This window comes from Flavobacterium sp., assembly GCF_017985075.1.
Taxonomy (GTDB): Bacteria; Bacteroidota; Bacteroidia; order Flavobacteriales; family Flavobacteriaceae; genus Flavobacterium.
The window spans coordinates 1-14318 of the sequence record NZ_JAGNYF010000047.1 but is presented as its reverse complement, the minus strand read 5'-3'; the positions used below and the strand labels follow the sequence as shown (position 1 = coordinate 14318).

The window sequence follows — 14318 nt, the reverse complement described above, 5'->3', positions numbered from 1 at the left end:
CTGCAACAAATCCACCACTACCTGCAACACCAATTTTATTACCAAATACGTTATATAAATTTCAGGTACGTTCCGTTTGTACTAGTGGTTTTCCAAGTGATTGGTTTGGACCAAGAAGTTTTCAAACAGCATCTTTTGGAGATACCTGTGCAGGACCAATTGTAGTTGGAGCATTACCTTACCAAACAATAGATAACACGGCCAATTATGTAGATTTATTTGATACCGCACAGCCTCTAGCTTGTAGTAGTTCTGCTACCAATTATATGGCAGGTAATGATGTGTTTTATTCTTACACTGCAACATTTACAGGTAATATTGCAATTTCTTTATCACCTACAAACGTAAGTTCAAGTATACATGTTTACAGTGCTTGTCCAGGGACACCAGGAGCTACTTGTTTAGCAGGTGCTGCAAACACTAATGCAACACCAAGAAACATTAATCCTTTAGCTGTTGTAGCAGGAACAACGTACTATATTATAGTATCATCAAGTGCGGCACAGCAAACAGTCGGATATACCTTAACGATTCAACAAGTTTTTTGTAACCAACCCACTGGTTTAACAGCGACTAGTATCACATCTACTTCGGCTAATTTAGAATGGGCAGCAGCAACAGGTATTACTACATGGCAATATTCATTTGGAGCAGCACCATACGGATTACCTACGGGGACAAGTCAACTAGTAATAACTCCTTCAAACACTACAAATTCATTTACAGGAGTTCCAGGTATTGTATATGAATATTATGTAAGAGCACAATGTAGTGATGGTAATTATAGTATTTGGGCAGGTCCATTTTCTTTCACGTTACCACAAGTAGCCACGCCATTAAACTTTACAGATGGATTAGAAACATTGACAGGTTGGACATTAACTAGTTTAAACCAATCTAATAAATGGGCAGTAGGTTCAGCAGTGAATAATGGCGGAACAAAATCGCTTTACATTACAGATACTAATGGCGCAACCAATACGTATAATAATACGGCTGCATCAGTAGTTCAAGCGTATAAAGATTTTGTAATTCCAGCAGGAGCTACACAATTGGATTTTACATTTGATTGGAGATCTGTTGGTGAAGTACAAGATTACATTCGTGTTTGGACAGTTCCTACGACATTCACACCAACAGCAGGAACACAAATTACCGCTGTGGCGAATAATAGAATAAAAATAGGACCTGATTTCACATCAATTCCGAACTTTACTACACAAAATTACACGTTAAATGCTACACCTTATGCAGGTGGAAATATGCGTGTTGTTTTTGAATGGAGAAATAATAACACAGTTGGAAATCAACCACCAGCTGCAATTGATAATATAAAATTAGATTATGTTGCATGTCCTAAACCATTAACTGCAACTGTTTCTAATATCAATTATAACAATGCTCAAGTAAACTGGGCAAATGGTGCTACAGAAACGCAATGGGAAGTTTTAGTTGTACCAGCAGGTGCTGCTGCTCCAACTGCAACTTCAGTTGGAGTTCTTGCATCAACAAATCCATTTGTAGTGTCTGGATTAACTTCTGTAACTTGTTATGATGTATATGTAAGAGCAGTTTGTTCTTCTACATCTGTAAGTTTATGGTCGCCAGCTGCCAATTTCTGTACAACTCCACATTTTTGTGCAGGAGATCATTTTTATGATATTGGTGGTTCTACAGGAGATTATACAAACAGTCAAACAAATGTTCTTACAACCGTATGTCCTGATAATGCAGGAGACGTTGTAACAGTATTATTTAATTCATTTAATTTAGCTGCAGGGGATAACTTAGTAATTAGAAATGGAAATTTAATAACATCTCCAATTCTTGGTACGTATACAGGTACTACTTTACCACCATCATTTACTGCAACTACTGCTAGTGGATGTTTATCTTTCGTATTTACTTCTAATGCTACTGGAGTTGCTGCAGGATGGGATGCTACAATATTTTGTACGCCACCAATTACTTGCCCAAAACCAATAACATTAACAGCTACTAGTATTGGAACAACATCAGTACAATTAGGTTGGACTGAAGCTGGAACAGCTACACAATGGGAAATACTTGTTTTACCACTTGGATCACCAGTTCCTAATCCAGGAACACCGGGAACATTTGTTACTACAAATCCATTTGTTTGGGGTTCATTAACACCAGGTACTGCTTATACTTTCTTTGTAAGAGCAAAATGTTCTGGTACGGATTATAGTTTTTATTCAAACGGACTTAATTTTTCTACTAAACCTTTAAATGATGAATGTGCTACAGCCTTAACAGTACCTGTAAATTCAGATATGAACTGTACGTTAGTAACACCAGGAACAATAACTGGAGCAACAAATTCAGGTTTGCCTGCTTCAACTTGTGGCGGAACAGCTGATGATGATACTTGGTTTACGTTTACAGCAACTTCAATTGCTCATATTATTAATTTTAATAATATTGTTGGTACAACAACAGATTTAAGCCATGCGGTATATTCTGGTACATGCGGTGCATTAACGTTATTATATTGTGATGTAAATAATTTTAGTTTTAATAATACTTTTGTCCCTGGACAAACCTATTATATAAGAGTTTGGTCAGCTTTAACTACTCCAAATCAAACTGCTAGTTTTAATGTTTGTATAAACAAAGTTGGTCCTCCAATTCTTGCTGAAAATTCATCTACAACTGCTGCACCTACTACTTACACGGTACAACAGTTAGTAACAGATGTTTTAGTAACATCTCCTTGTGGAATTGTATCAAATATTACGTATTCTACAGGTACTAATTTTGGACAACCTCAAAATGGTATTGGATATTTCAATAAAAATGGCTCATCATTTGGTTTAAATGAAGGAATTATTTTAGCAACTCGTTCTGCAAATACTTGTGATGGACCTAACGATGCAACATCTGAAGGGACTGGAACATGGGCAGGAGACGCTCAATTACTTGCTTATATGCAATCGGTTGGACAATCTGTAACTAGTTATAATAACTCTTCAAAAATAGAATTTGATTTTGTGCCAATTGCTGATCAAGTTAAATTTGATTTCATTTTTGCTTCTGACGAATACGGAACGTTTCAATGTGATTATTCTGATGCATTTGCATTTTTCTTAACGAATTTAGCTACCAATACAACTACAAATTTAGCAGTTATTCCTGGAGTTACACCTCCAACTCCTATTGCAGTAACTACGATTAGAAAAAATGATTACAATTCAAGTTGTGCTTCTGCAAACCCTACTTATTTTGATAAATTTTACGGAACTGGATTTCCACAAAATGGTTTGCCTGATGTTATAGCACCAACTAATTTTAAAGGATATACAGTGCCTATGTCTGCTGTTGGAACAGTAATTCCTGGACAAACATATCATATGAAATTTGTAGTAGGTGATAGAAATGACTCTTCATTTGACAGTGCTGTTTTCTTAAGTAAATTTGACATTGGTAATGTAGATTTAGGTGCAGATTTAACAGTTAATGGTAATAGTGCTTTATGTGCTGGACAATCTTATACTATTAATAGTGGTTTAACCGCCCCACCATATGGTTTCACATGGTACTTTAAATCGCCAACTTCATCAACATTTGTTGAAATAGTTGGTCAAACAGGTGCTTCATTAAATGTTACCGTACCAGGTGAATATAAATTAGTAGCACAATATGTAGGCTCTGCTTGTGTAGGAGAAGATACAATTGTAGTAGAATTTTATCCTGATTTAATTTTAATTACGCCTGAACCTAATGATTTATCAATTTGTTCAACAACACCAGTGTTTGATTTAACTCAAAACACACCTGTTGTTACGGCTAATTTTTCAAATCCGGCAGCATATCAAGTGACTTATTATTTAACAGAAGCTGATGCAATTGCAGCGTCAAATTCAATTATAAACCCAAGTGCTTATGTGAATGTAACTAATCCTCAAACTATTTGGGTTAGAATTTATAGTACATTAACATTTTGTTCAGGAATCAAGAATTTTGACATTACTGTCCTAGCTCCACCAACAGCCGATATTACTTACAATAGTACACCATATTGTTTTAATCAAGGAACTGCTACCGTAACAAACAATGGTTCAACAGGAGGTACGTATTCTATTGTTGGAAATCCTGCTAATATATCTGTTACTAGTTCTGGTACTGTGTCTTGGACAAATCAGATTACTCCTGGTACATATACCATATATTATGAATTAGGTTCTGGTGCTTGTTCATCTAATGATTCATATACTATTACAATTGCTCCACCTATTACGGCATCTTTTACATCTAGTAATACCACAATTTGTGATGGAGATACTACAACAATTTCAGTATCAGGTCCTGCTGGAGCTACATTAACGTATAGTGATGGTAGTTCAAATCAAACAGTTGTTTTAAATTCTTCGGGAACAGGAACAATTACCCATACAGGCGGAACTAGAACCTATACATTAGTAAGTGTAACTTCAGGTGCATGTACTCAAACACTAACTGGATCAGTAGTTATTACTGTAAGCACTTTTTCTTTTAATATTATTGGAGGTTGTGAAGGAAATCAATTTGTAATTAAAACAGACATCACAAACACTCAAAACTATAGTTTTGAATGGACTAACAGTTCTAATATTGTTGTAGGAACGTCTAGTACATTAGCTATAGCTACTCCAGGAAATTATTCTTGTGCGGTTACTAATTTATCTGGATTAACTTGTACAATAGAAGTTTCTAAATTATTTGATAATATTTTCTGCCAAATCCAGAAGGGTATTTCACCGAACGGTGACGGCTTGAATGACTTTTTAGAGTTGGTTGCTAAGAAGGTTGAGATTTTTAACCGCTATGGTAAGGAGGTTTATTCTAAGGAGAACTACAACAATGATTGGCATGGTCAATTCATGGGAGGTGGTTTGATGCCGGATGGTACGTATTACTATGTTATAGAGTTAGTATCTGGCGAGAAGAAAACAGGATGGATTTATATAAATAGAGAACAAAAATAAATTATATTACTACTCTTTTATTAAAAAAATAGGAGAGTAGTTTTTATAAAAAAAAACAGTGATATGAGAAAAATATATTTAGGTTTATTGTTGACCCTTGGGATGCTTTCAGAAGTATCTGCCCAACAAGATCCACATTACACGCAGTACATGTATAACATGAGTGTTATGAATCCTGCTTATGCTGGTAGTAAGGACAATTTATCGTTAGGTTTGTTGCATAGGGAGCAGTGGATAGAGTTAGAGGACGCACCAGTAACGAGCACTTTTTTCGGACACAGTCCAGTTGGAAAGAATGTAGGATTGGGATTATCTGTTATTTCAGATAAGTTAGGACCTGTAGAGGAGAATAACATTTATGGGGACTTTTCATACACCTTAAAATTAGGTGGTGAGCATAAATTAGCTTTGGGATTAAAAGCGGGATTAACCTTGCATAGTGTAGATTATTTAACAAAGATATCTCCTTCGTTACCGGATCCAAACGATGGTGCCTTTGGAGACAACACGAGCAATAGTTATTTTAACTTTGGTTCGGGAGCTTTTTATTATACGAACAAGTATTATTTAGGATTTTCTGTTCCAAACATGTTAAAAGCAACGCATTTGGATTATAAAGGAAGAAGTTATGGTAATGAGGCGAGTCATTATTTTTTAACAGGAGGTTATGTTTTTGATGTATCACAGAACGTAAAGTTCAAACCATTTTTCATGGCAAAATCTTCGTTTGAAGCGCCAGCTTCGTTAGACGTATCAACAAACTTTATGTTCAAAGACAAGTTTGAGATTGGTGCGACGTATAGAATAGAAGACAGTTTTGGTGCGATGGTAAATTATGCTGTTACACCGAGTTTAAAAATAGGCTACGCTTATGATCATATCGTATCGGATTTAAAAGTAACTACACCATCCTCTCACGAGATTATTTTGTTGTATAATGTTAACTTTAACAAAAAGGTATCACGTTCACCACGTTATTTTTAATCTATCCAAAAAAACAGACTACACATGAAAAATATATATATACTAGCAGGTGCTTTATTGCTTTCAACAGCAAGCATACAAGCACAGAACAAAGACACAAAGGAAGCCGACAATTTGTTTGATAGGTTAGAGTACGTAGATGCTGCTAAGGCCTACACCAAACTAGTTGAAAAGAACAAAGCGGACGGTTATGTTTACAAACAATTGGCGGACAGTTACTACAATGTATTTAATAGCCAGCAAGCGGTAGTATGGTATGCTAAAGCGGTAGAAAGCACACAAGACGCAGAAACGCATTTTAGATATGCTCAAATGCTAAAAGCAGAGGGCGATAATAGATTGGCAGCACAACAAATGGCAGCATTTGCCAAGATGCAACCGAGTGATGCTAGAGCCAAAGCCTTTACAAGCAATCCAGAATATACAAACCAATTAAAAAACCAAGCCAAACAATATGAGGTTTTAAAATCGGATGTAAGTAGCGATAAAACAGATTTTGGAGCCGTATTAAGCCAAAACAACGAACTGTACTTTACAAGCGCTAGAAACACCTCTAGAAAAGAAAACGGAATGGACGACCAGCCGTATTTAGATTTGTACAAAGCGATTAGAAATACAGATGGTACACTAAGCCAAGCTACAGCAGTAGAGGAATTAAACACCAAATGGCACGATGGTCCAGCGACCATTACCTCAGATGGTACTACCATGTATTACGGAAGTGAGAGTTTCAATGAAAGCGCATACCAAAAAAACAAAGAAAAACACTTAAAGTTCAGTCAAATATATTTGTATAAAGCTACTAAAATAGAAGGTGACAAATGGGGCAACGCAAAAGCATTACCAATTAATAGCAAAGACTACTCAGTAAGAAACCCAAGTATAAGTAAAGATGGAAAAACCTTATATTTTTCATCAAACATGCCTGGCGGTTTTGGAGGAGAAGACATTTGGAAAGTAAGCGTTGATGGAGATACCTATGGCACACCAGAAAACGCCGGAGCCAACATCAACACAGAAGGCAATGAGAGTTTTCCATCGATTCAAGATGATGGTATTTTATTCTTTTCTTCAAATGGAAAACAAGGATTTGGTGGTTACGATGTGTTTAAACAAAACACCAACACAAAGGAGCAAGCAGCGACTAACCTTGGCGCACCGGTAAACACCCAAAAAGATGATTTTTCGTTTTCATATAATTTAGATAAGAACGTAGGTTATTTTTCAAGTAATAGAGAAGGCAATGACGATATCTATCAAGCTATTGCGGTTTGTGGTGTGGATGCTACCGTAGTGGTTAAAGACGCAGAAACAGGTAAATTATTATCGGGAGCAAGCGTTACCTTTGTGGACCAAAAAGGGAAGAACAAAGGCAATCAAGAGTCAAACGACATGGGAGAAGCTAAGTTTGGTGTAGCCTGTGATGAAATCGCTAATTTTAATGCCACCAGAGCGGGTTACCAAAACGGAACAGCTACGATGGCAAAATCTAAAAATGGCGCACAAAACATCGTGATTAACTTAACACCAATCCAACCAATAATCACAGAAACAGAAGTTATTTTACAACCAATATACTTCGAATACAACCAATCTAACATCACAGCACAAGGCGCAGAGGAGTTAGACAAATTGGTAAAAGTAATGAATCAGTATCCAACTATGGTAATCGATGCGAAATCGCACACGGATAGCAGAGGATCGGATAGTTTTAACTTAAAACTTTCAGACAGAAGAGCCAAAGCTACAGTGCAATACATCGTATCGAAAGGCATTTCTAAAGAAAGAATCACAGGTACAGGTATGGGAGAAACCCAACCAAAAGCACCATGTACAGAATGCACAGAAGAACAACATGCACAAAACAGAAGAAGTGAATTCTTACTTATCAAAAAGTAAGTTAAGAAGACCACATATTAATAAAACAAAAATCGCCTCAATACTGAGGCGATTTTTTTGTATATTTAATTTTCGTTTTTATAATAATCGGAAGTGTAATATAATTTAACACTTGGATATTTTTGATTCGTCATTTGAATAGAAAATTCACTATCAGCTAAAAACACCAATTGCCCGTGTTTATCGTGTCCTAAAAACTTTTGTTTTACACGTTTAAATTCTTTAAATTCTTCGTTTTTTGGATCATCTGGAAGCACCCAACACGCTTTATATGCTGGAAAGTTTTCGTAAGTACATTTCGCGCCATATTCATGTTCTAAACGGTATTGAATTACCTCATATTGTAATGCACCAACGGTTCCAATTACCTTTCTGCCGTTCATTTCAATAGTGAATAATTGCGCTACACCTTCATCCATTAATTGATCCACACCTTTTTCTAATTGCTTTGCTTTTAAGGGATCGGCATTGTTAATATATCTAAAATGTTCTGGAGAAAAACTTGGAATTCCTTTAAAATTCATCATTTCACCTTCTGTAAGCGTATCGCCAATTTTAAAATTTCCAGTGTCGTGCAAACCTACAATATCACCTGGATAAGATATATCTACAATTTCTTTTTTCTCAGCAAAAAACGCATTTGGACTACTAAATTTCATATTTTTCCCTTGTCTAACATGAAGATAAGGTTTGTTTCTTTCAAAAGTTCCCGAAACAATTTTAATAAATGCCAATCTGTCGCGATGTTTAGGATCCATATTAGCATGAATTTTAAATACAAAACCGCTTAATTTTTTTTCATCAGGTTGTACCAATCTGGTATCCGATTCTTTAGCACGTGGCGTAGGAGCAATATTGATAAAACAATCTAATAATTCGCGAACTCCAAAATTATTTAACGCCGAACCAAAAAACACAGGTTGTAATTTTCCTGCTAAATAATCTTCTCTATTAAAAGCTGGATATACTTCTGTTATAAGTTCTAATTCTTCTCGAAGTTTTGTAGCAGGTTTTTCTCCAATAATTTTTTCTAATTCAGGACTTTGGATGTCTGAAAAAGCAATGGTTTCTTCAATATTTTTTCGGCTATCACCTTCAAATAAATTAATGTTTTTCTCCCATATATTATAAATACCTTGAAAATCGTATCCCATACCAATTGGAAAACTTAAAGGTGTAACGTGTAAACCTAGTTTTTGTTCCACTTCGTCCATTAAGTCAAACGCGTCTTTCCCTTCACGATCCAGTTTGTTAATGAAAACAATCATAGGAATGCTTCTCATTCTACATACTTCTACCAATTTTTCTGTTTGCTCTTCTACACCTTTTGCTACGTCAACCACAACAATAACGCTATCTACAGCAGTAAGTGTTCTGAATGTGTCTTCCGCAAAATCCTTGTGACCAGGCGTATCTAAAATATTTATTTTTTTCTCTTTGTAATTGAAAGCCAAAACGGAAGTAGAAACCGAAATTCCACGCTGACGTTCAATTTCCATGAAATCGGAAGTAGCACCTTTTTTTATTTTATTACTTTTTACAGCACCAGCTTCTTGAATTGCACCTCCAAACAACAACAGTTTTTCTGTTAATGTTGTTTTTCCAGCATCTGGATGCGAGATGATTCCAAAAGTTCTTCTACGGGCAATTTCTTTTTCGAAACTCATGAGTATTAATTTTTCGCAAAAATACTATTTTTAATACTATTTTTAATATTGATATGATTTTATTGTAATTTTGGATACTATTTTAATTATTTTTAAAATTACATCATTTAATATAATTAGCTTTTTTTATATTCGTTGTTTTAAATGATAATCTTAAATGCAAAATCAAAGTAACTTAATTATAGAAAATAATGTTCTTAATATAGAGCAAAAATTTGGTTATAAATTTAGTATGCCAAGTGATTATATTATATACTTTGAAAAGAAAAATAACATTGCTTTAAACAAATACATAAGGAATAATTATGATGAACTTAGAGATAAATTTTCTAAACTTAATTTCAACCTGATTTATGCTCCTTTATTAACTAATACAATAAATGATTTAGATAAAGTTGTAGAATACTTTTTACCACAATTAACTTATTATGAGATTCCCAAAAAAGTAAAAAATAAATATGGGGAGTTAATGTTTGTTAAAGAACTTAATAAAGGTATAGATGACTATGGAGCTGTATTTCCAGAAGAGGATTTTATACCAACATCCTATAATTATAATGATATACTTAAATTTATAGGATATAATGGTGATTTTAATTCAGGGTTTACACTTTTAAATAATGTCATTGGTGTTTCTGATACCTTTTATGTGAATAATAATAATGGTGATTTTAGTTCATTTTTTATAGAATTTGAAGATTACCTTGAAGAAATAAGTAATCTGGAGTATGATGCTATGATAGCTAACATACCTCCAATAGTAGATTTAACAGAAAAGCTTGATGAAGAAGCAGCTCAAATCGTTAATGATCTAAAAGAAAAATTAGCAGCTTTATCTGATTCAGGTCAATTATTATTTATTGTGCCCATTTTAAAAGACTTACTTGATAAACAAACTGAAAAAATTGATTTCAAAAGTATAAGCAAAATCACAATTGATAAGCAAAATAATATAGTACTTCCTTACTTCAAAAAAGAAGTAAAATTAAGCCATTTAACTAAATCTGTTTACTTTCTATTTTTGAAACATCCGGAAGGTATTAATTTAAAAGAACTTGCTAAATATAAAAAAGAACTTCTTACTATTTACGTTTCTGTTTCAAATCAATTAGATCATGATAAAATGATAAAAAGTATTGAAGATGTAGTTAATTTGGAAACAAAAGCCATTTACACGCATTTATCAAGAATTAAATCGGCTTTCTATAAAATAATGGATGCATCTCATGCCAATCATTATATTGTTTCAGGTAATGGCGAGAATAATAGAAAAGTTTTATTTAACACTAAAGCTGTTGATTGGTATCTTTATGACCCAACAGATGACTATGAGTTGTATTAATTTATACTTGCAAATTTGCAACTCTTTAGTTCTCCTGTAATTTTAAATTACATTTGACATATAAATTTTTCCAAGTCATACAATATCTCATTTTATAATGGAAGAAATCATTTTAAAACAATTTAATATTGGAGAAGAGTTTGCTTTGCATGAATTTAATTTAGAATATATAGAAAGTAAAAAGTATAAAAAAGGAATAGATTATGAGTATTACAAATATACAGGCAAAATAGATGAAAGTATACAAGAAATTATTTTAGCATATAACTGTGACATATTACAAAGTGTATTTGTAATACTTAAAAGTTAAATAGTTCAACTAAAGTTACGTCAAGTGATATGGCAACCTTTTCTAAAGTAGAAAGTGTAGGGTTTACTCTTCCAGCTTCTAATCTAGACATATTGCTCTTTTCAAAGTTGCATTTAGCAGCTAAATCTTGTTGAGACAATCCTTTCAACTCTCTGAGTTTTTGGATTTGTTTCCCAATTTTAACTTGAATAGAATGATTTAACATGATTTTTTTGAGTTGTATTATTTGATAACTCAAAATTTGTTCTATTTTTGTTTTAATCGGTTATCATTAATGATAACAAATTTATTTTAAGAATACGGGAATCCGTAAGTATATTAAATAGAAATAATTTAATTAGGAATTTAAAAATTAGAAAATTATGAACAATTTATATAGACTATTAACAAAGATTTTATTGATTACATTTATCTTTATTGTTTCAATTTTGCTTATGACATTAATAGGATTAAAAATAGTATTTGGATTAATATTTTTTTATCTAGCTGGTAAAATTTGGGCCTATAAGCCTCAAAATAACATAAAAATTGAAGCCAATCAAGAAGAGAAAATTATTGATTATTATAAGTTTTTCAATATATTAGAAAATTCAAATTCAGAAGATATTGAAACAGCTTACAAAAGAGAGTTGTTAAAATTAGTAGAGAATCTAACTTTAAATTTGTCATCAAAAAATGAAATAATGGAACAAATTGATGAGGGATACAAAATTTTAATAAATGAAGATTCAAAAGCTAGTTATAACAAAAAATTGTCAATGCAAAAACAAAAAGATGAAACTTATTTTGAGAAAGTCAGATTAGAGAAAATCCAAAACGAAAAGTTTTATTTTAAAAAAGAACTAATGGCTATGCTGAAATTCAATTAACAAATTCAATATTTCTTTGAAAGAAGTTTAAACTAAAATCAAATCATAAATTTTTAAAAAAATAGACAATGAAAAAAATAACTGTAACAATTTTATTTATTTTATTGAGTTTACAAGCTAATTCTCAAAACACTTTTTACATAGGTAGTAAACAATATCCAGCTACTGAAAAATGGCAGTTTGAATGTGATAGCGGTATTGATAGAAGCCCAAATATATTTATTGCTAAAGGAATAAATGAAGGATTATTTGTAATATCAACTGAAACTATTTTCCCTTATTATATAGCGGGAAACTTATTAATTTATCTTGAAGATGGCTCCATCATAACATGTTTAGATAAAAGAATAAGAGACGAGGTTAATGACACAAAAACATCAGTGTATAAACTAACAATGAATGAAGTAGCCAAATTAACAAACAGTAGAATTAATTCAGTAAGATTTAATTTATACTATAAACATTCAAATGAAAAACTATCATTTATAGCAAAAAATTACAAACATGATTATACTTATTTTCCAAGCGGTAGCCCAAATAAAAAAAATAAATTATATTATGAGACAGATATAGAAATTAAAGAAATTTTTCAAACACAATAATATGATGATTTATTGTTATCTATGCCAAATCTTGTTGAGACAATCCTTTCAACTCTCTGAGTTTTTGGATTTGTTTCCCAATTTTAACTTGAATAGAATGATTTAACATGATTTTTTTGAGTTGTATTATTTGATAACTCAAAATTTGTTCTATTTTTGTTTTAATCGGTTATCATTAATGATAACAATCAACTCTTCCGATATTTCTATTAAGTTAAATGAATTCTCAAAATTAAGGATAAAATTATTAAAGAATTCGGAAAACCAATTAAAGTTAAAAAAAACACTAATACTGGCGAAATTAATTCTTATTGGTTAGAACAGAAAGTTGAAATGGATTTATCTTCTCAATATCGTGGATACAATGAAGGAATTTTAAATTTACTAATTATATGCACATATAATAATAAAAAAATCAGATGGTTATTAAATTATATTTTAAAAAATTTATATTAAACTATTTTATGTGTTATAATTATACTTTCAGTATTATCTAATATTTAAACCAACATTATGAACAACATTTATGCAAAATTAGTGGGGTTCTTACCCTTTATCCTTATTGCTTTTTATATCATATTTAAAGAAGCAAAACTAAAATTCACCACCAAATCAGAAGCTCAAAAACAATACATTTGGGAAGCATGGTTTGTAAGTGGAGTCATCCTATTACTAGCTTGTATTTTTATAGGCACAGTTAGTGCAGAAACTATTTTCCCTTACCATAACTATGTAACTATTGCTTCTTTTCTTAATGTAGCAACATGCTTATATTACGGTAATAAAACTCCTAAATACTAAAGTTATGAAGAACATACACATATTATCAACATACAAGCCAAGTTGTGTTGTTTAATGATTACAGAAAAACATCATTCTTGCTATGCATAAAGTAAAAATTATAGATATTAAAAGCTGTGAAATCAAGCAAAAAATAGAAAAATTTGAAAACTTTTTGAAATATTTTGATGATAATCCCCATTTTTTTTTGGCTTTGGCTCACTTAAAACTAAAAATTCAAGATATTGATGGTGCATTATATTATTTGAATGAAGCTTGTAAAATTTTTCCAAAAGAGGAGTTAATTTACGATATAAGAGCTAAAGTACTGTATAAATTAAAAAATTATAATGGTGCTTTAATGAATCTCAATCAAGCTATAGAAATAAATCCTGAAAATGAATTGTACTATTCTAGAAGAGGGGATGCTTTATTTTCTCTTAATATTTATTCTAAAGCAATTGAGGACTATTCTAAAGCAATAGAAATTAATAACTCAAAAGATATTTATTTCTTTAACAGAGGATTAGCTAAAGGTTGTTTAAAAGATTATCATAATGCAATTATAGATTTTGAAAAAACACTAGAATTAAATCCACAAAAGAAAAAAGCAGAAAAAGTTATAGCATATCTAAAAAAACTAATCTAACACAAATAAATTTAATTTCAATCTAACAATACAAATACCGTACAAATTTAAAAAATAAAAATCCTTAAAAAACTATAAATTAGTTAATTAAGGATTTTTAAAGTACCCGGAGTGGGAATCGAACCCACACTCCAAGGAACACGAGTTTGAGTCGTGCGCGTCTACCAATTCCGCCATCCGGGCATTGAAAAGCAAAAAACAAATGAACATTTGCTTTGTGGCTTTTTA

11 protein-coding genes and 1 tRNA gene are annotated in these 14318 nt (G+C 32.0%); 9 read left to right on the top strand and 3 right to left on the bottom strand.

The window, feature by feature from the left end; genetic code table 11:
- The 3 genes from KA468_RS08595 to KA468_RS08585 all read left to right on the top strand — a co-directional run.
- A partial coding sequence (locus KA468_RS08595; protein WP_291242534.1) for a choice-of-anchor L domain-containing protein occupies window positions 1–4988 on the top strand: 4988 nt, incomplete at its 5' end.
- A 63-nt stretch (window positions 4989–5051) separates the two neighbouring features.
- Window positions 5052–5972, top strand: coding sequence for a type IX secretion system membrane protein PorP/SprF (locus KA468_RS08590; protein WP_291242533.1), 921 nt, complete (start codon window positions 5052–5054; stop codon window positions 5970–5972).
- A gap of 24 nt (window positions 5973–5996) precedes the next feature.
- Window positions 5997–7871, top strand: a complete 1875-nt coding sequence (locus tag KA468_RS08585; RefSeq protein WP_291242532.1) for an OmpA family protein — start codon at window positions 5997–5999, stop codon at window positions 7869–7871.
- Window positions 7872–7936: 65 nt separating this feature from the next.
- Here the strand turns inward: KA468_RS08585 and KA468_RS08580 are convergent, their stop codons facing one another.
- Entirely contained in the window at window positions 7937–9538 is a 1602-nt protein-coding gene (locus KA468_RS08580; protein WP_291242531.1) for a peptide chain release factor 3, read from the bottom strand.
- 157 nt (window positions 9539–9695) lie between these two features.
- Between KA468_RS08580 and KA468_RS08575 the strand changes: the two genes are divergently transcribed.
- Together KA468_RS08575 and KA468_RS08570 are read left to right on the top strand one after the other, a co-directional pair.
- A complete protein-coding gene (locus KA468_RS08575; protein WP_291242530.1) occupies window positions 9696–10880 on the top strand; it encodes a hypothetical protein in 1185 nt (394 codons plus the stop codon).
- A gap of 97 nt (window positions 10881–10977) precedes the next feature.
- Window positions 10978–11190: a hypothetical protein gene (locus tag KA468_RS08570; protein ID WP_291242529.1), complete on the top strand. Its 213-nt coding sequence runs from the start codon at window positions 10978–10980 to the stop codon at window positions 11188–11190.
- Here the strand turns inward: KA468_RS08570 and KA468_RS08565 are convergent.
- A complete protein-coding gene (locus KA468_RS08565; protein ID WP_291242535.1) occupies window positions 11180–11395 on the bottom strand; it encodes a helix-turn-helix transcriptional regulator in 216 nt (71 codons plus the stop codon). The genes KA468_RS08570 and KA468_RS08565 overlap by 11 nt on opposite strands.
- A gap of 157 nt (window positions 11396–11552) precedes the next feature.
- On the opposite strand from KA468_RS08565, the gene KA468_RS08560 reads away from it, so the two are divergent.
- The 4 genes from KA468_RS08560 (at window position 11553) to KA468_RS08545 (ending at window position 14090) form a co-directional block, all read left to right on the top strand.
- A complete protein-coding gene (locus KA468_RS08560; protein WP_291242528.1) occupies window positions 11553–12059 on the top strand; it encodes a hypothetical protein in 507 nt (168 codons plus the stop codon).
- A gap of 68 nt (window positions 12060–12127) precedes the next feature.
- Window positions 12128–12661 (top strand): hypothetical protein, encoded by a 534-nt coding sequence (locus KA468_RS08555; RefSeq protein ID WP_291242527.1) that lies wholly within the window; start codon window positions 12128–12130, stop codon window positions 12659–12661.
- Window positions 12662–13174: 513 nt separating this feature from the next.
- The gene (locus KA468_RS08550; RefSeq protein WP_291242526.1) at window positions 13175–13462 is read left to right on the top strand and encodes a hypothetical protein; all 288 of its coding nucleotides are present in this window, start codon (window positions 13175–13177) and stop codon (window positions 13460–13462) included.
- 82 nt (window positions 13463–13544) lie between these two features.
- Window positions 13545–14090 (top strand): tetratricopeptide repeat protein, encoded by a 546-nt coding sequence (locus KA468_RS08545; RefSeq protein WP_291242525.1) that lies wholly within the window; start codon window positions 13545–13547, stop codon window positions 14088–14090.
- A 103-nt stretch (window positions 14091–14193) separates the two neighbouring features.
- On the opposite strand, the gene KA468_RS08540 is transcribed toward KA468_RS08545, so the two are convergent.
- Window positions 14194–14273: transfer RNA gene (locus KA468_RS08540), tRNA-Leu, on the bottom strand.
- Window positions 14274–14318: the final 45 nt, after the last annotated feature.

Excerpts from the sequence above, each read along its gene's own strand:
- KA468_RS08575 (WP_291242530.1), top strand. The coding sequence starts at position 9,696 with ATGCAAAATCAAAGTAACTTAATTATAGAAAATAATGTTCTTAATATA.
- KA468_RS08555 (WP_291242527.1), top strand. The coding sequence starts at position 12,128 with ATGAAAAAAATAACTGTAACAATTTTATTTATTTTATTGAGTTTACAA.
- KA468_RS08560 (WP_291242528.1), top strand. The coding sequence starts at position 11,553 with ATGAACAATTTATATAGACTATTAACAAAGATTTTATTGATTACATTT.
- KA468_RS08565 (WP_291242535.1), bottom strand. The coding sequence starts at position 11,395 with ATGTTAAATCATTCTATTCAAGTTAAAATTGGGAAACAAATCCAAAAA.
- KA468_RS08550 (WP_291242526.1), top strand. The coding sequence starts at position 13,175 with ATGAACAACATTTATGCAAAATTAGTGGGGTTCTTACCCTTTATCCTT.
- KA468_RS08580 (WP_291242531.1), bottom strand. The coding sequence starts at position 9,538 with ATGAGTTTCGAAAAAGAAATTGCCCGTAGAAGAACTTTTGGAATCATC.
- KA468_RS08545 (WP_291242525.1), top strand. The coding sequence starts at position 13,545 with ATGCATAAAGTAAAAATTATAGATATTAAAAGCTGTGAAATCAAGCAA.
- KA468_RS08585 (WP_291242532.1), top strand. The coding sequence starts at position 5,997 with ATGAAAAATATATATATACTAGCAGGTGCTTTATTGCTTTCAACAGCA.
- KA468_RS08590 (WP_291242533.1), top strand. The coding sequence starts at position 5,052 with ATGAGAAAAATATATTTAGGTTTATTGTTGACCCTTGGGATGCTTTCA.
- KA468_RS08570 (WP_291242529.1), top strand. The coding sequence starts at position 10,978 with ATGGAAGAAATCATTTTAAAACAATTTAATATTGGAGAAGAGTTTGCT.